Source organism: Suttonella indologenes (assembly GCF_900460215.1).
Taxonomy (GTDB): domain Bacteria; phylum Pseudomonadota; class Gammaproteobacteria; order Cardiobacteriales; family Cardiobacteriaceae; genus Suttonella; species Suttonella indologenes.
The window spans coordinates 57,178-79,563 of sequence record NZ_UHIA01000003.1 but is presented as its reverse complement, the minus strand read 5'-3'; the positions used below and the strand labels follow the sequence as shown (position 1 = coordinate 79,563).

Annotated in this window: 20 protein-coding genes; 11 read left to right on the top strand and 9 right to left on the bottom strand. The window is 50.8% G+C overall.

Translation table 11 applies throughout. The annotated features are described in order from the left end of the window. Positions 1-71 precede the first annotated feature (71 nt). Together mak and gyrA are read left to right on the top strand one after the other, a co-directional pair. On the top strand, positions 72-980 hold the full coding sequence (gene mak, locus DYC63_RS00805) for a fructokinase (RefSeq protein ID WP_115217488.1): 909 nt from the start codon (positions 72-74) through the stop codon (positions 978-980). 82 nt (positions 981-1,062) lie between these two features. Continuing rightward, positions 1,063-3,642, top strand: a complete 2,580-nt coding sequence (gene gyrA, locus DYC63_RS00800) for a DNA gyrase subunit A (RefSeq protein WP_115217487.1) — start codon at positions 1,063-1,065, stop codon at positions 3,640-3,642. A gap of 305 nt (positions 3,643-3,947) precedes the next feature. Here the strand turns inward: gyrA and DYC63_RS00795 are convergent, their stop codons facing one another. The 6 genes from DYC63_RS00795 to DYC63_RS00770 form a co-directional block, all read right to left on the bottom strand. Then, positions 3,948-4,364 (bottom strand): ACP-like domain-containing protein, encoded by a 417-nt coding sequence (locus DYC63_RS00795; protein WP_115217486.1) that lies wholly within the window; start codon positions 4,362-4,364, stop codon positions 3,948-3,950. 190 nt (positions 4,365-4,554) lie between these two features. Next, the gene (gene fbp / locus DYC63_RS00790) at positions 4,555-5,562 is read right to left on the bottom strand and encodes a class 1 fructose-bisphosphatase (protein ID WP_115217485.1); all 1,008 of its coding nucleotides are present in this window, start codon (positions 5,560-5,562) and stop codon (positions 4,555-4,557) included. Positions 5,563-5,653: 91 nt separating this feature from the next. Then, positions 5,654-7,369 (bottom strand): phosphoenolpyruvate--protein phosphotransferase, encoded by a 1,716-nt coding sequence (gene ptsP, locus DYC63_RS00785; protein ID WP_115217484.1) that lies wholly within the window; start codon positions 7,367-7,369, stop codon positions 5,654-5,656. After that, positions 7,369-7,629, bottom strand: a complete 261-nt coding sequence (locus DYC63_RS00780) for an HPr family phosphocarrier protein (RefSeq protein WP_115217483.1) — start codon at positions 7,627-7,629, stop codon at positions 7,369-7,371. The genes ptsP and DYC63_RS00780 overlap by 1 nt, the downstream gene beginning before the upstream one ends. A 166-nt stretch (positions 7,630-7,795) precedes the next feature. Next, positions 7,796-8,572: a DeoR/GlpR family DNA-binding transcription regulator gene (locus DYC63_RS00775; protein WP_115217482.1), complete on the bottom strand. Its 777-nt coding sequence runs from the start codon at positions 8,570-8,572 to the stop codon at positions 7,796-7,798. Positions 8,573-8,717: 145 nt separating this feature from the next. Next, entirely contained in the window at positions 8,718-9,350 is a 633-nt protein-coding gene (locus tag DYC63_RS00770; protein WP_115217481.1) for an L-threonylcarbamoyladenylate synthase, read from the bottom strand. Between the two features lie 115 nt (positions 9,351-9,465). On the opposite strand from DYC63_RS00770, the gene DYC63_RS00765 reads away from it, so the two are divergent. The 4 genes from DYC63_RS00765 to DYC63_RS00750 all read left to right on the top strand — a co-directional run bounded on the left by DYC63_RS00765 (position 9,466) and on the right by DYC63_RS00750 (position 13,227). Beyond that, positions 9,466-10,437, top strand: a complete 972-nt coding sequence (locus tag DYC63_RS00765) for an ABC transporter substrate-binding protein (RefSeq protein WP_172459351.1) — start codon at positions 9,466-9,468, stop codon at positions 10,435-10,437. Continuing rightward, the gene (locus DYC63_RS00760) at positions 10,437-11,393 is read left to right on the top strand and encodes an ABC transporter substrate-binding protein (protein WP_115217479.1); all 957 of its coding nucleotides are present in this window, start codon (positions 10,437-10,439) and stop codon (positions 11,391-11,393) included. The genes DYC63_RS00765 and DYC63_RS00760 overlap by 1 nt, the downstream gene beginning before the upstream one ends. A gap of 140 nt (positions 11,394-11,533) precedes the next feature. Next, entirely contained in the window at positions 11,534-12,436 is a 903-nt protein-coding gene (locus DYC63_RS00755) for an ABC transporter permease (protein WP_115217478.1), read from the top strand. Next, a complete protein-coding gene (locus DYC63_RS00750; RefSeq protein WP_115218027.1) occupies positions 12,433-13,227 on the top strand; it encodes an ABC transporter ATP-binding protein in 795 nt (264 codons plus the stop codon). The genes DYC63_RS00755 and DYC63_RS00750 overlap by 4 nt, the downstream gene beginning before the upstream one ends. A gap of 66 nt (positions 13,228-13,293) precedes the next feature. Here the strand turns inward: DYC63_RS00750 and DYC63_RS00745 are convergent, their stop codons facing one another. Genes DYC63_RS00745 through DYC63_RS00735 form a run of 3 tightly spaced genes read right to left on the bottom strand, consistent with a single transcriptional unit; the run spans position 13,294 to position 16,706 of the window. After that, complete coding sequence (locus DYC63_RS00745; protein ID WP_115217477.1) at positions 13,294-13,791, bottom strand: hypothetical protein; 498 nt, start codon at positions 13,789-13,791, stop codon at positions 13,294-13,296. 40 nt (positions 13,792-13,831) lie between these two features. After that, positions 13,832-15,697, bottom strand: coding sequence for an FAD-dependent 5-carboxymethylaminomethyl-2-thiouridine(34) oxidoreductase MnmC1 (mnmC1, locus tag DYC63_RS00740; protein ID WP_115217476.1), 1,866 nt, complete (start codon positions 15,695-15,697; stop codon positions 13,832-13,834). Beyond that, positions 15,690-16,706 (bottom strand): nitronate monooxygenase, encoded by a 1,017-nt coding sequence (locus tag DYC63_RS00735; protein WP_115217475.1) that lies wholly within the window; start codon positions 16,704-16,706, stop codon positions 15,690-15,692. The genes mnmC1 and DYC63_RS00735 overlap by 8 nt, the downstream gene beginning before the upstream one ends. A gap of 173 nt (positions 16,707-16,879) precedes the next feature. On the opposite strand from DYC63_RS00735, the gene DYC63_RS13070 reads away from it, so the two are divergent. From DYC63_RS13070 to DYC63_RS00720, 5 genes are read left to right on the top strand one after another with little or no spacing between them, the layout of a single operon-like run. Continuing rightward, the gene (locus DYC63_RS13070; RefSeq protein WP_245887966.1) at positions 16,880-17,425 is read left to right on the top strand and encodes a response regulator; all 546 of its coding nucleotides are present in this window, start codon (positions 16,880-16,882) and stop codon (positions 17,423-17,425) included. Continuing rightward, positions 17,328-18,932 (top strand): EAL domain-containing protein, encoded by a 1,605-nt coding sequence (locus tag DYC63_RS00730; protein ID WP_245887964.1) that lies wholly within the window; start codon positions 17,328-17,330, stop codon positions 18,930-18,932. Before DYC63_RS13070 ends, DYC63_RS00730 begins: the two co-directional genes overlap by 98 nt. A gap of 33 nt (positions 18,933-18,965) precedes the next feature. Next, the gene (locus DYC63_RS12475) at positions 18,966-19,112 is read left to right on the top strand and encodes a hypothetical protein (RefSeq protein ID WP_172459350.1); all 147 of its coding nucleotides are present in this window, start codon (positions 18,966-18,968) and stop codon (positions 19,110-19,112) included. Next, positions 19,073-20,755: a thiol reductant ABC exporter subunit CydD gene (gene cydD, locus DYC63_RS00725; protein ID WP_115217474.1), complete on the top strand. Its 1,683-nt coding sequence runs from the start codon at positions 19,073-19,075 to the stop codon at positions 20,753-20,755. The genes DYC63_RS12475 and cydD overlap by 40 nt, the downstream gene beginning before the upstream one ends. After that, the gene (locus DYC63_RS00720) at positions 20,752-22,380 is read left to right on the top strand and encodes an amino acid ABC transporter ATP-binding/permease protein (RefSeq protein WP_115217473.1); all 1,629 of its coding nucleotides are present in this window, start codon (positions 20,752-20,754) and stop codon (positions 22,378-22,380) included. The genes cydD and DYC63_RS00720 overlap by 4 nt, the downstream gene beginning before the upstream one ends. Positions 22,381-22,386: the final 6 nt, after the last annotated feature.

Sequence of the window (22,386 nt, the reverse complement as noted above, 5' to 3'; positions counted from 1 at the left end):
GTATATAAAATATTAGTATAAAATCCTATGTTTTATCAAATGGACTGGTTATTCATCATTAAGGAGCAATTATGCGTATCGGTATTGATTTGGGCGGCACAAAAATCGAGGTAATCGCTTTGAGCGACAGCGGCGAGGAATTGTTCCGCAAACGGATTGCCACGCCTCGCGGTTCTTATCCCGAGACCTTGGCGGCGATTAAACGTTTGGTCGATAATGCCGAAGCGGCGACCGCTCGGCACGGCACGGTCGGCATCGGCATTCCCGGCACGATTTCGCCTTTTACGGGCAAGGTGAAGAATGCCAATTCCGTTTGGCTGAACGGGCAGGCATTGGATGCCGATTTGAAGGCGCTTTTGGGACGCGAGGTGCGCATCGCCAATGATGCGAATTGCATGGCGGTATCCGAGGCGACCGACGGTGCCGGTGCGGGTAAAAAAGTGGTGCTGGCATTGATTTTAGGCACGGGCAGCGGTTCGGGGATTGTGATTGACGGCAAACCTTGGAACGGCGCGAACGGTATCGGCGGCGAATGGGGGCATAATGAATTGCCTTGGCAGGATGAGGAGGAGCGTTCGCATAATGTGCAATGTTATTGCGGAAAATACCGCTGCGTGGAGCAGTTCGTATCGGGCACGGGCTTGTGCGATGATTATGAACGTCGCAGCGGTCGGCGTTTAAAAGGCAATGAAATCAGCGCACTTGCCGAGCAGGGCGATCCGATTGCCGAGCAATCGCTGCAAGCCTACGAGCGCCGCTTGGCAAAAGCCTTGGCGGCTTATGTGAATACGCTTGATCCTGATGTGGTGGTGCTGGCAGGCGGCGTCTGCAATATTGATCGTCTGTATCGAAATGTGCCGCCTTTGGTGAACGAATATATTTTCGGACGTGAATTTTTCACGCCTATCAAAAAAGCCTTGCACGGCGATTCGAGCGGCGTGCGCGGCGCGGCGTGGTTGTGGGGTGTGAATGAAGGCTGATGCGCCTTTCGGCTCAGAAAAAACGGCGCCGACGTGCTAGAATAGCGCGTTATTTTTAGAGATTCAGCAAAAGAGAAGTCAAATGAGTGATTTTGCCAAAGAAGTTCTCCCTATCAATTTAGTCGATGAGATGCGCAGTTCTTATTTGGACTATGCGATGAGCGTGATTATCGGGCGTGCTTTGCCTGATGCGCGCGACGGTTTGAAGCCTGTGCATCGCCGTGTGATGTATTCCATGCATCAAAACGGCAATGCTTGGAATAAGAAATATGTGAAATCAGCGCGGGTTATCGGGGATGTGATGGCGAGTTACCATCCGCATGGCGACAGCGCGATTTATGACACTTTGGTGCGCATGGCGCAGTCTTTTTCTCTGCGTTATCCGCTGGTAGACGGGCAAGGCAACTTCGGCTCGATTGACGGCGACCCTGCGGCGGCGCACCGCTACACCGAAGCGCGTATGGCGAAAATCGCGCATAGTTTGATGACGGATATTGAAAAAGAAACGGTCGATTTCACGCCTAATTACGACGGTAGCCAGTTGGAGCCGGTGGCTTTGCCCGCACGCTTTCCGAATTTATTGGTCAATGGCAGTTCCGGCATTGCGGTGGGTATGGCGACCAATATTCCGCCGCATCATTTGGGCGAAACGATTGACGCCTGCCTGCATTTGCTTGCCAATCCGCAGGCCGATACCACGGCTTTGATGCATCATTTGCCCGGTCCTGATTTTCCCACCGGCGCGATTATCAACGGCGCTAAGGGGATTCGTGAGGCTTACGAAACCGGCAAGGGACGGATTTATATCCGCGCCAAAACCCATATTGAGGGCGATGAGGGCGGCAAGCAGGCGATTATCGTCGATGAATTGCCGTATCAGGTCAATAAGGCGAATTTGCTGAGTAAAATCGCGGATTTAGTCAAGGAAAAGAAAATCGACGGCATTACCGCTTTGCGCGACGAGTCGGATAAAGACGGCATTCGTATGGTGATTGAATTGCGCCGCGGCGAAGTGGCGGAAGTGGTGCTGAATAATCTGTTCCAACTCACGCAATTGCAAATCGTCTTTGGTATCAATATGATGGCTTTGGTCGGCGGACAGCCGAAATTATTGTCATTAAAAGAAGTCTTGCAGGTATTTTTGGCGCACCGCCGCGAAGTGGTTACGCGCCGTACGATTTTTGAGCTGCGCAAGGCGCGCGAACGTGCGCATATTTTGGAAGGCTTGTCGGTGGCTTTGGCGAATATTGATGAAGTCATTGCTCTGATTCGCGCTTCCAGCGGGCCGGCGGAAGCCAAAGAAGCCTTGATTAGCCGTGTTTGGCGCCCCGGTCAGGTCGTCGATATGCTGGAAAGAGCAGGTGCGGAAAATTCGCGCCCCGACGGCTTGGCGGCAGAGTACGGCTTATTGGCGGACGGCTATCATTTGTCGCCGGAGCAGGCGCAGGCGATTTTAGATTTGCGTTTGCACCGCCTAACGGGGCTGGAACAGGATAAGATTCTTGAAGAGTTTCAAGAAATTTTAAGCAATATCGAAAACTTGCTTGAAATCTTGCAAGTGCCGGAGCGTTTGCAGGCGGTCATACAGGAAGAATTGCTGGAGATTAAAACCCAATTTAATGATGTGCGCCGTACGCAGATTTTAGACACGCATTTGAATTTAAGTTTGGAAGATTTGATTGCCGAAGAAGACCGCGTGATTACCTTATCCCATGAAGGCTATATCAAAGCTCAGCCTTTGGGCGATTACGAAGCGCAGCGGCGCGGCGGCAAGGGAAAATCGGTGACGGCGGTCAAAGACAAGGATTTTGTCGAGCAATTGTTTGTGGCGAATACGCACGACACTATGCTGTGCTTTTCCAATAAGGGCAAAGTCTATTGGCTGAAAGTCTACGAATTGCCGCAGGCTGGGCGACAGGCAAAAGGCAAACCGATTGTCAATCTGCTGCCCTTTGAAAAAGACGAGCGTCTGAATGCCGTGCTGACCACGCGGGAATATCCTGAAGACCAATTCCTATTCTTCGTTACTAAGGCGGGAACGGTGAAAAAAACGCCTTTGTCCGAATATTCCCGTCCGCGCGCCAACGGCATCATTGCCATCAGCCTGAGTGAAGATGACGAATTGGTAGATGTGGAAATTACCGACGGCAAGCAGGACATTATGCTGTTTTCCAATGCGGGAAAATCCGTGCGCTTTAATGAAGAGGATGTGCGCAGCATGGGGCGCGGAGCCGGCGGCGTACGCGGTATGCGTTTGGAAGATGATCAGCGCGTCATTGCCCTATGTGTAGTCAAAGAAGAGGGCGCGATTCTGACGATTACCGAGAACGGCTATGGCAAACGTACGCCGATTAGCGATTACCCGACAAAAGGTCGCGGCGGCAAAGGCATTTTGTCGATTATGTGCAGCGAGCGCAACGGAGAAGCCGTATATGCGGTGCAAGTGGAGGAAGATGAGCATATCATGTTGGTTACCAATAACGGCACTTTGGTGCGTACACGCGTGGCGGAAATTTCTACCAGCGGACGCAATACGCAGGGCGTGCGCCTCATTCGCACCAATGAACAGGAAAAACTGATTGCGGTGGCGAAAATCATTGCCGAGCAAGGCGGCGACGAAGAGGGTGATGCCGAGGATGGCGACGATGCGGAGAATGCCTAAGCCTCTGCTTGTTCTATTGATATAGTTAATTCATGGCAAAATTAATCATTTTTCAATCGGGTAGGTCGGATATTTGTATCCGACATTACTTAAAACATAAATTTGTCGGATTCAAGAATCCGACCTGCTTCTTTATAAATTAGTAGCTTAGGTGTTTATGCCAACACAATTCATCATGATGTGTGCTTTCAGGCATAAATGCCTAAGCTAAGGTTAAAAATATAATATTCTTCTTTGTCATGAACTGACTATAACACTGACACATAAAAAAACAGCCATTCGGCTGTTTTTTTGATGCTCGGCAATTAACCTTTGATTTTGCGCGTTTTGACGACGCGGCAATCTTTATGCGTGATTTCATTGGCAGGGTCTTGTACCGTTGCCAAACCGATTTTATGGTAATTGTTTAATTCCATATAATCGGCGTCCAAGCGCCAACTGTCTTCGCTTTCGCCGAAGGTGGTGCCGGCAACACTGGAGAGATTTAGATTAATCGGCATGAAACGCGTTTTGCCTCCTAAAAACGCTTCTGCGTATGTCGGCAGCCTTTGGGCGTTAAATCCGTAGGTAACGACTAAGTTTCCGCCTTGTCGGCAAGAATAGCTGACTTCGCGTATTTTGACGGTATCGGCATCGGCTTGCGCAGCATCGGTTGCCATATTGCTTTGTGCCATGCCCATACTGCTGGCAAGCAAGAGTGTAGAAACTAATAATTTTTTCATAATTATTCCTTTTTTGTTAAGCATTTTTTACTGCAATATAATTGCATTTATTAATCTAACACGCTTTGATTAGTTGATGCTAGTGAAAATGATTAAAATTATTTAATTAACGAATAAAAATGTACTGCGCCTTTTGAACCGCTTAGCGCTTTTTAGATAAAGCTATTCTAGGCGGTTATTTTTTATATGATTATTCGTCAGGATAATCTTGGATGAATTGCATGACGTTTTCTACCATTTGCCGCGAACCTGTAAAGAAAGGGCTGCGCTGATGCAGGCTTTGCGGTTGGATATCAAGAATGCGCTGTTTGCCGTCACTGGCTAAGCCTCCGGCTTGTTCGGCAAGGAATGCCATCGGATTACATTCGTAATTAAGCCGCAATTTTCCTTGCGGATAGCTGCTGGCTTGCGGATACATGTAAATGCCGCCTTTGAGCATGTTGCGGTGAAAATCGGAGACTAAGGAGCCGATATAGCGTGATTTATAGGGGCGATTCTCCTGCGGGGCTTCTTCTTGGCAGTATTTGATGTATTTTTTCACGCCTTGCGGGAAGCGGACATAGCCGCCTTCATTGACGGAATAAATGCTGCCTTGCTCGGGAATGCGAATGTTTTCATGCGACAGCAAGAACATGCCTAGCGAAGGGTCGTAAGTAAATCCGTTTACGCCGTTGCCGGTGGTGTAAACCAGCATGGTGGAAGAACCGTAGACGACATAGCCGGCAGAGACTTGGCGGCTGCCGGGCTGCAAGAAGTCTTCCAATGTGACGGGGCTGCCGATAGGGGTTACGCGGCGGTAGATGGAGAAAATCGTGCCGACGGCGACATTGACGTCGATATTGGACGAGCCGTCGAGCGGGTCGGTAAGAATGATATATTTGGCGTTTTTGCCGCGTTCGGTATTAAAAGCGATGAAGTTTTCTTCTTCTTCGGAGGCAAAGCCCGCCACATCATCGCGCATAAAAAGGGCTTTTTTAATTGTTTCATGGGCAAGGACGTCGAGTTTTTTCTGCTGTTCGCCTTGTACGTTTTCTGCGCCGGCATCGCCGAGGACGTCATTGATGAGCCCTGCTTTATTGATGTCGCGGTGGAGGAATTTGGCGGAGAGTCTGATGGCGGATAGGATGCCTGACAATGAGCCTTTGGCTTCCGGATATTCGCTTTGTTTTTCAATAATGAATTCGCCTAAACTTTTCATGATGCCTTCCTTTGAAAATGATTGCGGCGTTTATTGTAGCGCAGGAAATAAAAAACCGCAGAGGATTTCTGCGGTTTTGCTGTGAAAATGCTTAAGGAAGACGTTGATGAAGCAATTGGCGTACGGCAATGCCGTCGTCTAATTGCAAGGCTTCTTCAAGCAAGGCGCGACAATCTTTGGCGCTTAATTGACGGATGCGGTGCTTAACGGCAGGAACGCCGCGACCCGAAACGGAGAGTTCGTGAAAGCCCATGCCGACTAAGAAAGGCGTGGCTTCAATTTGTCCGCCCATTTCACCGCAAACACCGATTTCAATACCGGCGGCATGTGCGGCATCTACCGCCATTTTCATGGCGCGTAAGACGGCAGGATGCAAGCTGTCGTAAAGCGAGGAGATTTTCGTATTGCCACGGTCTGCGGCAATGATGTATTGCGTCAGATCGTTTGTGCCGATACTGAAGAAATCGGCATGTTTGGCCAATTGCGGCGCAATCAGGACGGCGGCAGGCGTTTCAATCATAATGCCGATTTTGATGTCGGGATTACAGGCTTTGCCTTCTGCCTGCAAAGCGGCGACTTGCGCGGCGACTTCACGGCGCACGAACAAAATTTCATCGACATTGCTGACCATGGGAATCATGATTTGCAGATTGCCATGAACCGCAGCACGCAGGGCGGCACGGATTTGCGCGTCAAAGACATGGCGCATTTCATCGTAAATGCGCACGCCGCGCCAGCCTAAGAAAGGATTTTCTTCATGCGGAAAGTTGAGATAAGGCAGGGGTTTGTCGCCACCGATATCGGCTAAGCGCAAAATCAATTGGCGTTCGCCCAAATGTTCTGCCGCTTGTTTGTAGGCCTGATACTGCGCTTCTTCGCTGGGCGCGCTGTTGGCGCTCATGAATAAGAATTCGCTGCGGAATAAGCCGATGCCTTCGCTGCCATTGTCCTCAACAAGGTGCAAATCCTTGGGCGAGCCGATGTTTGAATACAGTTTGATGGTCTGTCCGTCGGTCGTGGTGGCGGGTTGATGAAGCAGGGCAGCATATTCGGCCTGCAATTGCGCTTCCGCCGCTGCTTTTTGGCTGAATTGCGTTTGCGTGGCTTCATCAGGTTGCACGATGATTTCGCCGCGGCTGCCGTCAAGCAAAATGCTTTCGCCGTTTTGCACTTGTTCTAAAACGTTGCTGATGCCCATCACTGCCGGCAAGCCGATGTTGCGCGCTAAAATTGCCACATGGCTGGTCAAGCCGCCGCCTGCCAGAACAAAGCCGCGCACGTTTTTGGGATTGAGCTGTGCGGTTTCACTGGGGCTTAGATCTTGAGCGAAAATAATCGTATCGGCAGGCGCATCGCCTAAAGAGGCAAAGGGCATATTGTTGAGCGCGAGCAATAAATTTTTTTGTAGATCTTCAAATTCCGCTGCGCGTTCTTTGAGGTAATCGTCGTCTAAGGTGCGCATGGTGGCGGCGGCTTGATCGAGATATTCTTTAACGGCTCTGGTGGCGCTGTATTGTTCGTCTTTCATCAATGCCAGTACGTCTTGCTCGAATTCTTCGTCGCGCAAGAGTTCGATATGGCTGGAAAAGATTTCGGCTTCCTCTTCGCCTTGCTCCGCCAGCACTTTTTCATACAGGCTTTGCAGATGTGCTTCTACCGTATTTTGCGCATGGCGGAAGGCTTCAATTTCTGCTTCGGCATTATCGCTGGCTTGAAAATGGATTGCAGGGCTTTGGGGGATGAATATCCAAGCATTGCCTGCCGCAATGCCCGGAGAGGCGGCAAGCCCCTTTAATTGGCGGTTCATTATTCTTCTAAGGTGTTGATGTATTCAACAATCGCGGCTAATGCGGCGTCTTCGTCCGCGCCGTTGGTTTCAACCGTCAATACGTCGCCTTGGCTTAAGCCTGCTTGCAAGAGTTTCATCAGCGATTTGGCATTATAGCGTTCGCCGGCTTTGATGAGGGTCACTTCACTTTCGTAGCCTTTGGCCAATTGGACTAATTGCTTGCCGGGACGAGCGTGTAAACCTGCCGGGTTAGTTAATGTGACTTGTTGTTCTTTCATCATAATTCCTTATTTCATTGTGCAAAAGCAACGTGTGCGACACACGCTGCGCGCATTTTGTAATAAAAATTAAATTTTTGCTAGTGAAATTTCGTATTTTGCCGCTAAAAATCAGGCTTTGCTCTTGTTGCAAAAGCAAAAAATAAGGAATGTTTTTGTTCGGTGCTTAATCGACTTCTATTAATTCCACATCGTTTTCCGCTAAAAAGGCGCGGTATTTTGCCGGCACGCCGCGGTTGGTAATGATGGCGTCAATGGCTTTGAAGCTGCAGATGGTGCGGAAAGATTTTTGGTCGAATTTGCTGTTGTCGGTCAGTACGAAGACTTGGTCGGCCTGCTCGGTCATTTGGCGGGCGGTGCGCGCGGTCAGTTCGTTGGTACTGGTCAGCCCCGAGAGCATGTCAATACCGTCCACGCCGATAAAAGCTTTGGCAAAATGGCATTGTTTCAGGTTTTCCTGCGTCATTGCGCCGCCAAATGCCATCACGTCTTTGCGCAGTTCGCCGCCGAGCGAGTAGAGGTTGGTATGGGCATGGGTGCTGAGAATGGAGAGGGCTTCCAAGCTGTTCGCCATGACGTTGATGGGTACGTCGGGCAATTGGCGTACGAATTCCAAGGTGGTGGAGCCGTTTGCGATGATGATAGCATCGTCTTGGGTATCGATAAGGTGGCGGGCGGCATAACGACCGACGGCACGTTTGGCATCTAAATGAATATTGGCTTTTTTGCCGCGCAGACGAGCGGAGACAAAGCGGTTGGCGAGAATGGCGCCGCCGTGCTGGCGTTTGGCAATGCCTTGTTCTTGTAGACTGTCAAGGTCGCGATAGATGGTCATCAGAGATACGTTAAATAATTCCGCAAGCTGTTGTGAGCTGACCACATTATTCGCTTCGAGCATTTGACGGATTTTGGCGCGTCTGTCTACGGTCGTTTCTGCTTTCATATTTATCCTTCAGAAGAATATGTTTGTGGCTTTATAGTGTAATACTTGTGGATTTGATTTGGAAGTACTGTGAAAGTAGAAATAAATCGTCAGCATAAAGAAAAACCTAGTGATTTGAAAATTCTTAAGTGTTATCAATTTATTGTTAACGATATGATTCTTGCTGCAGAAGGCTGATGTCGCCTGCGCCTTGTCGCAAAATAAGGGGAGGCATTTCGGTCAAATCCAGAACGGTGCTAGGACGCAGGGGCAGTTCGCCACAATCGACGATGATGTCCACCGCATTGATAAAAGCCTTGTCCATATCGTGCAGATTGATGAAGTATTGTTCTTCATCGCTGTTGAGAGAGATGCCCATTAGGGCTTCTTGATGTGCGGCGATGATGCTTTGGCAAATGCCGTGTTCGGGAATGCGGATGCCGATGGTTTTGCGTTTTTCATGTTGCACGAGACGTGGTACTTCTTTGCTTGCTGGCAATATGCAGGTAAAGGCGCCGGGGAAAAGGCGTTTGAGCAGGCGGAATTGCACATTGTCCACACGCGCGTATTGCGACAAATGGGTTAAATCGCTGCACATGATGGTAAAGGGATGGTCTTTATCCAGTTCGCGCAATTGGCGGATGCGGTTGCCGGCGTTTTTATCGCCTAGACGGCAGACGAGAGCATAGCCGGTATCGCTGGGAATGACGGCGATTGCGCCGCCGGCGAGGGCATTGCTGATGTTTTGTAGGTCGCGAGATTTGATAAAACCCGCTTGGCTTTCAATCCATTGACTCATGTGTGCTTGTCCAAAAACGGTTATTTTACGCTTTTTCCGAGAGGAAGGTTTGCGCTTCTTGCTTGTCGGCATGAATATTTCTGTTTATGCTTGTGTTTTTAACGAGGGGAAAACGATGAAGATTCGCAAATTATGGTTAAGCGCCGCCATAGCTTTTAGCGCGGCGGTCATGGCGCAGGAGAAGGCGGCTAAGATTGCTTATAGCCAGATTATCGCGCATCCTGCTTTAGACGAGATTTATGCCGGCATGGTGCAGGGTTTGCAGGAGCACGGCTATGTGGTGGGCAAAAATTTAAACATCGATTATCAGATTGCGCAAGGCGATATGGCAATCAATAATCAGATTGCGCAAAAATTCGTCGGCGATAAGCCGGATGTGATTGTGGCAAGCACCACGCCTTCGGCGCAGGCGGTAATTGCCGCGGCAAAAGGGCGTTTGCCGATTGTTTTCACCGGGATTACCGACCCGATTTCCGCAAAATTGGTGGATAATTTGGAAAAGCCGGGCGGCAATGTGACGGGAGTCAAAGAGGCCTTGGCTTATGAACAAAATGTGGCGATTTTGCACAGTCTGCTGCCTGAGGCAAAACATATTGGCACGGTGTTTAATCCGGGCGAGGATAATTCCAATGCCAGCAATGCGATGTTGGAAAAAACCATGCAGCCGCGCGGTTTGACCTTGGTCAGCGCGCCGGCAAAAAATACCGGCGAAGTGTTAGATGCGGCACGTTCTTTGGTAGGCAAAGTCGATGCTTTCCTGATTACTTTGGATAATACCGCGGTCAGCGGTCTGCCTTCTTTGGTACAGGTGGCGGAGCAGCATAAATTGCCTTTGTTCGTATTTGATACTTATTCTGTGCCGATTGGCGCGGCGGTAGGTGTTGGTTATGATGAGTTTGATGTCGGACGTTTAACGGCGGATAAGGTTGCTGCGATTTTGCAAGGCGCCAAAGCGGGCGATTTGCCGGTGGCGGAAGTGGAAAAAAGCCGCATTGTGCTTAATCCCGCAGCGGCGGCGCGTCAAGGTTTGACTCTGCCACAAAATTTATTGGATCAGGCTTCTGAAATTGTTGAGGAGAAGAAATAATGTTGAAAAAATCATTGTGCGCCTTATTGGCTTTATGTACATGGCAAAGTTGGGCGGCGGATGTGCCGGTGGTGGCGGTCGCGCAGATTGTCGCGCATCCTTCTTTGGATGCGGATTTTAAGGGTTTGGTCGATGCTTTGGCGGAAGCCGGTTATAAAGACGGCGAAACGGTGCAGATTAAACGCGAATTGGCGCAGGGCGATATGGGCATTGCCACGCAAATCGCGCAAAAATTTGTCGGCGAAAAACCGGCGGTATTGGTCGGTATTTCCACGCCGTCGGCGCAGAGTTTGGCAGCAGCGGCGCGCGGACGTTTTCCGATTGTGTTTACCGCCGTTACCGATCCTTTGCAGGCAAAATTAGTGGATAATTTAGAAAAACCCGGCAAAAATGTGACAGGTACCAGCGATGCGGTACCGCTTGAAAAAAATATTGAATTGATTCAAAGCCTCATGCCTGAGGTAAAAACCATCGGTACGGTGTTTAATCCGGGCGAGGCGAATTCTGTTGCCGCCGTTGCGGAGCTGGAGCAGGTTGTCAGCAGTAAGGGATTGAAATTACTGCAGGCACCGGCAACAAAAACCGGCGAAGTATTGGATGCCAGCCGTTCTTTGGTAGGCAAAGCGGACGCTTTCTTTATCACGACGGATAATACGGCGGTAACGGCTTTCAGCTCTATCGTGCAAGTGGCGGAAGCGGAAGATATTCCTTTGTTTTCTGCCGATACCGGTTCTGTGGCAGAGGGTGCGATTGCCGCTTTAGGCTTTAGTTTCTATGAAATCGGTCGCGAAACCGGCAAGCAGATTGCCGCGGTTTTAAAAGGTGAGGCGATTGGCGATATGCCGGTGAAATTTATGCAAAACCCTGAATTGTATTTAAATAAAGCGGCAACAGAGAAAATGGGACTGACTTTGCCGCAGTCTGTGATTGACAGTGCGGCGCATGTCCTGCCTTAGGCAGCTGTCATTTTAAAACAGGATTGCCGCTTGCTTGACCGGATTGAGAGTGTCAAAATAGCGGCAATTGCCGAATTACCGCCTGCGGGCGGCTTTTCTATTGGCAAGATGTCTAAAATAAACAAGAATTGTGAAGCATTATGTTGAGTTCAACCGCATTTTGGGGCGCGATGGAAACCGGGCTGGTCTATAGCCTTGTGGCTTTTGCGATGTATTTATCTTTTCGCGTGTTGGAGTTCGCGGATTTGACCGTAGAAGGCAGTTTCCCTTTGGGTGCGGCGGTATCGGCAGCCTTGATTTTGCAAGGTTGGCATCCTTGGGCATCGATTGCCGTTGCCGTTATAGCGGGCATGTTTGCCGGCGCGATTACCGGTTTTTTAAATGTACGCTTTAAAATCATGCACCTGCTTGCCTCAATCTTAGTGATGTATGGTTTGTATTCGGTTAATTTGCGGATTATGGGACGCCCGAATCTGCCGCTGTTGGGCGAAGACAGCATTCTCACGCCCTTTTACGAATTGCCGCTGGCATTAGAAATTGTGCCCGTGATGTTGTTTGCTATCGTTCTGACGGTGGTGGGCATTTTGCTGTGGTGGTTTATGAATTCCGAAATCGGTTTGGCGATGCGCGCCACCGGAGCCAATCCGAATATGGCGCGTGCGCAAGGCGTAGCGACAGGTTTGATGGTCATTTTGGGCATTTCTATTGCCAATGGTTTGGCGGCTTTGGCGGGCGGTTTATTTGCCCAAAGTCGCGGTTCTGCCGATGTGACTTTAGGCGTCGGCGTATTGGTCGTCGGCTTGGCTTCCCTAATCGGCGGCGAAGCGGTTCTATCACCTAAAACGGTTTTGCGTGCTTTATTGGCCTGCGTGATCGGCTCGATTATTTTCCGCCTGGTTATCGCTTTTGCCCTAAGCGGCGGCGATATCGGCTTGCAGCCCGGAGATATTAATTTGATCACTACCGTGCTGATGTTATTAGCGATTAAATTAGGCGATATCCGCAGTTTTACCGCCAAATGTTTGAAGCGGGGGCAGTCATGATTGAAGTACGCGAGATTTATAAAACCTTTAATCCGCATACGCCTTTGGAAAATCCCGTCTTGCGCGGCATGTCCTTATCTCTACAGCAAGGCGAGTTTGTAACTGTCATCGGTTCCAATGGGGCGGGTAAATCCACTTTGCTCAATGCCATTTCGGGAGAAATACGCGTGGATAGCGGTGCCGTGCTGATTAATGGGCAAGAGGTGAGTAAATTGCCGGCGTATAAACGCAGCGCGCAAGTGGCGCGTGTTTTCCAAGATCCGCTTGCCGGCACCTGCGCCCATCTCAGTATCGAAGAAAATTTGGCTTTGGCAATGAAACGCGGACAAGGACGCGGCTTGGCACGCGCTGTACAGGCACGTTATTTGAGCCAATTTACAGAAGCGTTGGCGGCTCTGAATTTGGGTATCGAACAGCGCTTGAAAGACCGCATGGGCTTGCTTTCGGGCGGACAAAGACAGGCGGTAAGCCTGCTGATGGCCAGTCTGCAACCCTCGGGCATTTTATTGCTAGACGAGCATACTGCTGCCCTTGACCCTAAAACGGCGAATTTTGTCTTGTCTTTAACCCAGCAAATCGTGGCGGAAAAAAGCCTGACGACTTTAATGGTCACGCACAGCATGCGCCAAGCCTTGGATATCGGCAGCCGTACCGTCATGCTGCATCAAGGTCAAGTCATTTTTGATATTAGCGGCGCTGAACGCGCTTCTTTAGATGTACCGGATTTATTGGCATTGTTTGAAAAACAACGCGGTCAGACCGTAAGCGATGATAGTTTGTTACTGGGTTAAGCTTGCTTATTGATTCAAATAAGCAATACAAAACAGGGATTAATCCCTGCTTTGTATTGTCTTTTTTTAATAACGATGTCTGGGTTTCTCTTCTTGAGTGATTTGGTCATGTCCTTTAATGGAAAGGATTGTAAAATCACCTAGGAGATTGCGTTTTAATTCTATATCAATTTTTCTATTAATTTTAAGTTTATCTTTTATAATAGAAATTTCAATTTGGCTTTTTCCTTTATTAAATGGTAATTCTTCGCTATGCTGATGGGAAATGACCTTAGTATGTACTCGGACAGTGTGAGGCTTTGCACCAGGAATAATATTTTGCTTGTAATAATTACATAGAGAACTTGAATTTGGTTCTATTGTTTTAGTGCTACGGCTGTTGATTGTGTAATTAAAATTAATGATAGTTTCTGCTTGCAGCATATTGCAAAATAATGCAGTGCTTTCTTCATCAGGAAATTGGCTTTTTTTCGCCCAACGCTGAACTGCTCCTTCTGTAAAAGAAAAATAGTTGACGCCTAAATAAAAAGCGATAACACCGACTAGAAAAAGAAAAGATTTCATACGACCTCCATTGTCAAAATGCGCTTATGATAGCAGAAAATCAGTTTGTTGCCTGCCTGCGGATGATGTCGCGAATAAGGGCGCGTGCAGGCAGCAGTTGGCTGATTAATGATTCTTCGATAGGTAGAGGACTGTTAAGCATCATGGCGGCAAGGAGTTCGGCGCCGTAAAAGGCAGTCAGACAGCCTTTGGAACCAAGCCCTGCATGCAGATACCATGCGCGCGGATATTCGGGATTGGCGCGTATGGGGATATGTTTGTCGAATTGCCATTTGTGATAGGCTTGCTTAAGCGCTTGAGGATTAGGGATTGGTCCGATAAACGGCAGATAATCGCGGCTGCTGGCGCGTACGCCGGCAAAGGCGCTGTCGTAATGAGCGGCATATTGCGGATAGCTGTCTTGAAAATGTTTGAGCAGCAGCTCGTTATCGGCGTAACGGATGCTGCCGTCTGTGCAATTGGGCTGGTATGCGGAGCCGATGTAGATTTTTTGTCTGTCCGCAAAGGGCAGGATGCTGTAGTGGGCGCAGGTGGCGGCTGGTTCGAAATGCGGTGTGACGCCTGCGATGCAGGCTTGTCCGCGCAAAGGGCGCAGATGGCGATGCCAGTCTTGAGGGAGCAAATCATGATGCCAAGCGCTGGCAAAAATGACGCTGTCGTTTTGCCAAGTCTCTAGTTGTTTGCTGTCAATGTCTTGCTCGATGAGCCGAATCAGCGGATGGCGGCTTAGGATGTTGAGCAAAGCCGGTGTGTCAATGGTGCCGCTGCCGTGCAAGATGAGATGGCGGTCTGCTTCTAAACGGTATTCATCGGGGCTGAAGAGCCGGGCGGCGGCAATTTGTCGGTGGCGTTCGGCAGCGGCGTCGTCTTTGGCGCTTAAGACGATGTCTTGCGGATAAAGAAATATTTGTTCGGGGAATTGTGCGCTCAGTTGGGCAAAAAAGCCTTTGTTATAGCGCCATGCCGCCAGTTGAAAGCGGCGCATCGGTGTATCTTCCCGCCCTACTTGCAAGAAGGGGACGGCAATCGGTACTTGGCTGGCGGCAGGACGCTGCGGCGAGTGATAGATTTCTACGGCGATACCGCGTTTGGCTAATGCCCAAGCGCTTGCCATGCCGGCAAGCCCTGCACCGATGATTTTAACGCTGTTGTGAGGGTTTATAGGCGGGGCGAGCCTTGTCCAATGGGGCGCAGAATTATGATTGGATTGGAATTCGCCGACCAACATGTCGCGTTTGCGTCCGAAGCCGCTTTGTTTTTGCAGCCTGAAGCCGACTTGATTTAGCCCGTCGCGGACTTGTCGCGCGACGCTGAAGGTGGCAATGGTGCTGCCAAGACGGCTATGGGCGGCAATGGCTTGAAAAATGCGCGGCGACCACATGTCGGCGTTTTTACTGGGGGCGAAGCCGTCTAAAAACCAAGCGTCAACGCTGCCATGCAGTTCGGGTAAGAGTTCATTGGCTTCTCCCCATAGTAATAAGAGGTCGATGCGCGGATGCAGATGCAGCCAATGAAAGCCGTGGCGGCAATGCGGGTATTGCTGATAGAGGGCTGCGCGCCGTTCGGGATTTTCCCAGTTTTGATGGATGCGGCGCAGGTCTTCTAGCGGAATCGGGTGTTTTTCGCAACTGATGTAGATGAGGCGGCAGTCATCAGGCGCTTGTTTTAAGAAACAGTCTGCCGCCAGCAGGCAGTTCATGCCGCTGCCAAAGCCGGTTTCGCCGATGGTGAAATGTGTGCGTCTGTCTAAGGCGGCAAATCGTTCGGCAAGGCGGTTGCCGCGGATAAACACATGTTCGCTTTCGGCAAAGCCTTGTTGCGGATTGAAATAAATATCGCCGTAGAGCCTATTGCGCAGACTGTTGCTGTCGTATTCAATCTGCGCGTAATCCAGTAGTTTAGCCAAGATAGTGCCGCATTTGCTCGTTGAGGCTGTTTAAGAGCTGATGGAGCGTTGTGGGAAGCTGATTGGCGCTGACGCTCATGCTCAGCGGTTTGGCTTCAGGATATTGTCTGAAATAGTGCTCCATGAAGACTTGGCGCAGCATAGGATCGAGATAATCCAGATTCGGCGTGTCCGTCTTTATCGGCAGATAACGCAGGGCACGGTTCGTGAAGCGGTAATCTGTGCGGAAATCGTATTCGCTGCTTTTTTTAAGAACTTCGATTTGTTCGGCGGACAGCGTGCATTGTAGCAGCGGGCGGTCAAGCATCACTGCCTGTGCACCGGCAAGTAGAGCGCCGACAATATCGGCGCCGTGGGTGAAATCGCCCCATAAAACAATCGGCAGGGACACATGATTGCGGACTTGCTGCAGGAGCGCCAAAGCGCTTTGTCGTAATTCGGGCAGGGCGTTTTCAAAACGATGCTGCTCGCCGCCGGCTTCGACGCCTTGCAAGACTAAATAATCAATGCCAAAATCGGCAGCGGCAATCGCTTCGGCAACGCTGTGGCAAATAGCGAAAGTGGGAATTTGCTGCGATTGAATAAAGGCGATGGTGTCTTTTTCGGGAATACCGTTGGCAAAACCGATTAGACGCGGCGAAGCTTGTATGGCCGTATCGAGTAGGTCTAAAAAATGATCGTTTTTCGGCAAGGGATAATCGATTTGATATTGATGCGCCAAGTGTTGCAGCTGTCCTTGCGCGTCCTGCGGTATTTGCCAATGCGGGGATTGCGGCAGGCGGTGGCTAAAGCAGATGCCGGGCTGCTGATGATATTCGCCGTATTGTGCAAGGGCGTCTTGTAATTGCCGGCAATTGCCGCTTTCGCCGATGGTGATGATGCCTAAAGCGCCTGCTGCGCTGATTTCTCCCGTCGTCTGCGAACTGATGAGTTCAAAGGGCAGGGGAGCTTGCCAAAGGGGAGTGCGCAAATCCAAGGATTGGGTCAGGGCATTGTCTAAAAAAGCCATAGTCTTTCTCTTTATAAGATAATGCGCGGATTATAGCGGTTCTATGGCGACGAATAAACTCGCAGAGAAATTGCGCTCTATAGCAGGGAGCGAATTCTGTTATCATAGTCACATTTTTCGTCATGGCTTGCTTTTTGCTTTTGCGCAGCCGTTATTCATTTGAAAGGATTTTCATGTCAGACCAAAAACAAACCTGTTCTTTGCTCTTTATCAGCCGCGATATGGAATGGTTGAATGCTTTCCAAAAAGGGGTGCAGCGGTTTTTCTTTACGCAAGAGAAAACGGCGGATACGCTTGAAGAAGTGGAAAATGTTTTAAAAGATTATCGTGCGGATTTGATTGTCCTGTCGGTGGATGAGAGCTTGCCGAGCATGGATAAAGTCAAGCAGCTTCTGCACCGCTTGGGACGGCATATTCCTGTTTTGACCGTAGCGCCGGATTGGCAAAGCGGCAGCGACACTTATGTGAAATTAGGGGCGGAATTCGTCAGCGCACGCCGCGATTTACTGACTGCGATTCGCGCCGTCCAACATGTGATGCGTCTTCATGCCAATGAAGCGGCGATGATTCATGCAGAGCATCATTTGCAGGGGGTGGAACAGCGTTATCAGCGTTTGTTTGATGATTTGCCCGATCCTATTTGCTATTTGCTATTTGCAGGACGGTTTGTTCTTAGATGCCAATCCTGCCTTTTTACGCTTATTCAAAGTCAAAGATAAGGCGGCGCTTGAGTCCTTAACCATTATGAGTTTTGTGCCGCTGAAATCCGAGCGTAATGTGAAGCAATTGATGAAATTAGCAATGGAAAAAGACGTCGTGCCGAGCGAGAAACTCGAATTTCACGATAATGAAGACGGCAAATTAGAGCTTACTGCACAGGTCAGTCAAGTGAAATTCCGCGGCGAAGATGCGGTGCAGATGTATTTGCGCAATGCCAGTGCGGGCGGAGGCGGCGGTGTAGACCCGACCACAGGTTTAGGGGTAGGCAATATTTTAAAAGCTTCTATCACGCAGACCCAAGAGCGTTCGGAAAATCAGTTTTTGGGCGTTTGGATTTATTTATGGCTGGAAAATTACCGCGAAGTCTTGCAAAAAGACGGCTACAAACCTGCTGAAATCTTGATGCACAGCGTGGCGGAAACGGCGCAGCGTTTGTTGCCGCCGTCGACAGAAATGGCGCGATTTACCGACGATGCCCTAGTATTGTGGATTGACGGCGATAAAGAACAAGCGATTACGCGCGTGCAAAATTTGGTCGCCAATTTAGACGAATTGGTGCCGGAAAATATCGGCCGTCTGATTCATCCGCATACTTTTGCGGGCATGCAGGAAGTGCGTAAAGACAGCGACTATGAAGACTTGATTGCGAAAAGCTTCCGTGCCGTACGCGGTTTGGCTTTGGGGCAGGGTAAAGATCGGGTGGCGGAGCCGGCGGCGGCAGATATGTCGCGCAAAGATGAACGCCGCTTAAATATGATTAATAAATTATTGGATAATAACCAAATTAACTTCCTCTATCAGCCGATTACCATGTTAGAGCCCGACGGCGTGCCGCGCTTTGCCACCCGAATTAATATTTTGGCGACAGCGGAAGAAATGGAAGAAGAAATGGAATTGGATATGATGCTGCAATTGGCCGACCGCTACGGCTTGGGGCGGCAGTTGGACCGACTCAAAGTCCGCCAATTCTGTCAGGATGTCTTATCTTATGACGGTGATCAGCGGCATCTGATCGGCTTTTTATCGCTGAGCAATGATGCCTTGAACGATGAGGAATTTCCGGATTGGCTTGCCAATCAGCTGAAGCAAACCGGTATTGCGCCGCAGCAAATTGTCTTGGAAATCAGTTTGGACGGTGCGACCAATGCCTTTAGCGGTCTGCTGCGTTTAGCAGAAAAAATGCGCCCTTTGGGCGCCAGAGTGGCGATTACGGAAATCGCGCGTTTTGACGAGGAAATCAAAGAAATCTTCGGACGCATCAAGCCGGATGTTATCAAGCTGGATATGCGCGAGATTGATACCTTTGACGAAGATGAAGAGCCGCGCTTTATGGAAGCGATTAAAGGTTATGCCGAAGAGCATCATGCCACTTTGATTGTCGATCACATGGAATCTCCGGCGCAGCTGTCGCGCGTTTGGCCTTATGATTTGCAAATTCTGCAAGGCGACGGCATCGTACCGCCGCTTGCCAACTTTAATTATGATTTCAGCGAGGCGCCGATTTAATTTTCAACACCGCAAAAGCAGCGCAAGCTGCTTTTGTTTTATGATAAAAATGCCGATAAAACCGATGTTATCGAAATTTTTCAGCGTTTATCCGACAAAGACCGCTACACTAGCCGCGTTTTCCGCCATTGTGAACCTTCATGCCGCGACCGCCTGCCGCTTCTCTGCTTAATGATTTGATACGCCCTTACCGCCGCCGTTTGCGGCTGCCGCTGATATTGGCGATGCTCGGTATGGGCTTATTGATTGTGCAAACGGCATTATTGGCGATGATTTTTGCCGATTGGCTGAATGCCCTTGCCCGCAATATCCCCCCGCAGGCAGACATTTTGCAGCAGAATGCACCGTATTTATTGCTGTGTTTCGTGCTGCGCCCCAGCCTGAATGTGTTCAAAGATATCTTATTGCAGCGCTTAAGCCTGCTTGTGCGCGGCGATTTGCGCCGCCGTTTATTAGATGCTCTGACAACCCTCGGTCCGGCGCGGGCGCATATCGGCAATGACGGCGCCTTAAGTATGCAAATCTTAGAACAAGTCGATGCCTTGGACGGCTTTATCAGCCGCTTTTATGTGCAAAGCAGAGTCGCCGCGCTCACGCCCTTATTGATTGCGGCGGCGGTGTGCTTCCACAGTCCCTTGGCGGCAGGATTGCTGCTGCTCAGCGCGCCTTTGGTGCCGGTGTTTATGATATTGGTCGGCAGCTTGGCGGCGGAGAAAAGCCGCGAGCAATTGCAGATCTTGGAACAATTGGGCGGACGTTTTTTAGATTTGCTGCGCGGTTTGCCGACCCTGCGCCGTCTGCGTGCGCAGCAATGGGCGCAGCGGGAAGTGCTGTCTGCCGCCGGTGCCTATCAGCGCAGCAGCATGCGGGTGCTGCGTCTGGCATTTTTATCCGGCGCGGTTTTGGAATTATTTTCCGCCTTAGCCATTGCCTTGGTAGCAGTCTATTTGGGCTTGGGATTATTGGGCATTCTGCCTTGGGCAAAGGGCGAAGTGCCGGTGCCTTATCAAAGCGCCTTATTCATTCTCTTATTGGCGCCGGAATTTTATCTGCCGCTGCGCCAATTGGGCAGCGATTACCATGCCAAAGCGCAAGCCCAAGCGGCGATTGAATCTTTGCAAGGCTTATTGCAAACGCCCGCATTACCCGAGGCGGACGGCGAAGCACCGCTGACATCGCAGCCGCCGCAGATTCGGCTGCACCATCTCAGCATACAGACGTCTGAGGGACGCCGGCGACTCGCCGCCTTATCGGCAGAAATTGCCGCCGCCGAACGCATCGGCATCATCGGGCGCAGCGGCAGCGGTAAATCCAGTCTTTTAGAAGCGCTGCTCGGCTTTGCCGCCTATCAGGGAGAGATACGGGTTAACGGCATTGCGCTCAATACGATTAAACGCAGCGACTGGCAGCGACACATCGCTTATTTAGCCCAATCGCCCAGCCTGATGCGCGGCAGCATTGCCGCTAATTTGCGCCTTGCCCAAGCCGATGCCGACGATGCCGCCTTGCAAGCCGTATTGAAACAAGTCGGCTTATGGAAAGCGATTGCGTACCTGCCGCAGGGCATCAATACCTGTTTGGGCGAAAGAGGCGGCGGCTTATCGGGCGGACAGCAGCAGCGTCTTTGTCTCGCGCAATTATTGCTGCGCGATGCGCCGCTGTGGCTGATAGACGAGCCCTGCGCCCATTTGGACGCTGAAACCGCCGCCGAAATTTATGCCCTGTTAGGCGAATTGAGTCGGGACAAAACCCTGATTCTGGTCGGGCACGACATCGGCGGTTTGCCGTGGCTAGACGGTTTAATCGATTTGGAGCGGAGATGAAAAACAATCCTTTGCGGCTGAGAGATTTGTGCCGCCTGCAAAGCGGTAAATGGCTCTTGGCATGGACTTTGGGCGCGATAACGCTGTTTGCCGGCGTGGCTTTGCTTGCCGTTTCAGGCTGGTTTATCAGCGCCGCCGCTTTGGCGGGCTTGACCGCGCTTGCCGGCATTTTCAGCTTCGACTACTTCCGCCCCGCCGCGATTATCCGCGCTCTGGCGATTGCGCGCACCGCAGGACGCTACGGCGAACGCCTTGCTTCGCATGAAGCGGTCTTGGCATTGCTGCGCGATTTGCGCGGACATTTCTTTGCCCGCATCGCCGCTAATCCCCAGCGGCAATTCGTTTCCGTCCATGCTCTGCAAGGATTAAGCAGCGATATCGATTTGCTAGATAATTTGCCGCTGCGCTTTTTCATGCCTTGGCTGTGGGCATTGGCATTGCAAGCCCTACTGCTGCTGTGGCTGCTTTGGATTGCGCCTTCTTTGGCGGCTTGGCTGAGCCTGCCCCTATTGCTGGCAGGAATAATTTTGCCTGCCGCCGCCGCTATACAAGGTCGCGCCCTCGCGCGCGCCGATGCCGATTGGGCGCAGCAGCGGCGCAGTTTATTATTGGAACCCCTGCGTTTGCTAACGCCGCTCTTATTATGGCAGCGCTGGGCGGATTGCCGCCGCGACTTTCTTGCCGCCGATGCCGTTTACCGCAACGCCAAACAGCGGCAGCAATATTGGGCTTCATTTTATCAATGGGCGCAGCATTGCCTCTTGGCTTTCGCTCTGCTGCTCTTGCTGTGGCAAGCCCTGCCGCTGCTGCAAACGCAAGCCTTAAGCCTGCCGCTGCTGCTGGCGATTGTTTTGGCGCTCTTGAGTTTGACGGAAAGTCTGCAAGCCTTGACGGCGCAATATTTGGCGCTCGGCTTTGCCCTTGCCGCGCGCGACCGTCTCAATACCTTAGCGCCGCCGCAACGCTCGGTCGCAATTGTCGCGCCGCCGGTCAATGCCACGCCGAATGAAGCCGAATATCTGATTGCCGAACAGCTTTCCGCCCGCCATGCAGGAGCTTTAAACGGCGTCGAGAATTGCTCTTTCCGCTTGGCGCGCGGCGAAGCCCTGATTGTGTGCGGGCGTTCAGGCGGCGGCAAATCGACTTTGCTCGATGCCCTAGGCGGAGAATTGCCGCTGCTCTCGGGCAGATTGCGACTGGATGCACAAGCCTATCATCCCGAATATAGCAATTATCTGGCGCAACAAGTGGATATTTTCGATTTGAGCTTGGCGGATAATCTACGCTTAGGCGAGAATTTCAGCGATGAGGCGCTGTGGACGGTCTTGGAAAGCGTCGATTTAGCCGACTGGGCACGGTCGCAGCCGCAAGGTTTGGCGACCGCTTTGGGCGAATACGGCAGCGCCGTATCCGGCGGACAGGCGCGGCGGATTGCCCTTGCCCGACTATTGCTGCGCCCCAAGCCGGTATTGCTGCTGGACGAACCTTTTGCCGGACTGGATGAAGGCACACGGCACAAGCTGTGGCGGCATCTGCGCACGGTGCAAAAAAACGGCTGGCTGATTGTTGCCAGTCATCACTTACCGGATAATGGCAGCGTCTTGTCGTTGGACAAGCCGTTTTAAGCAGAA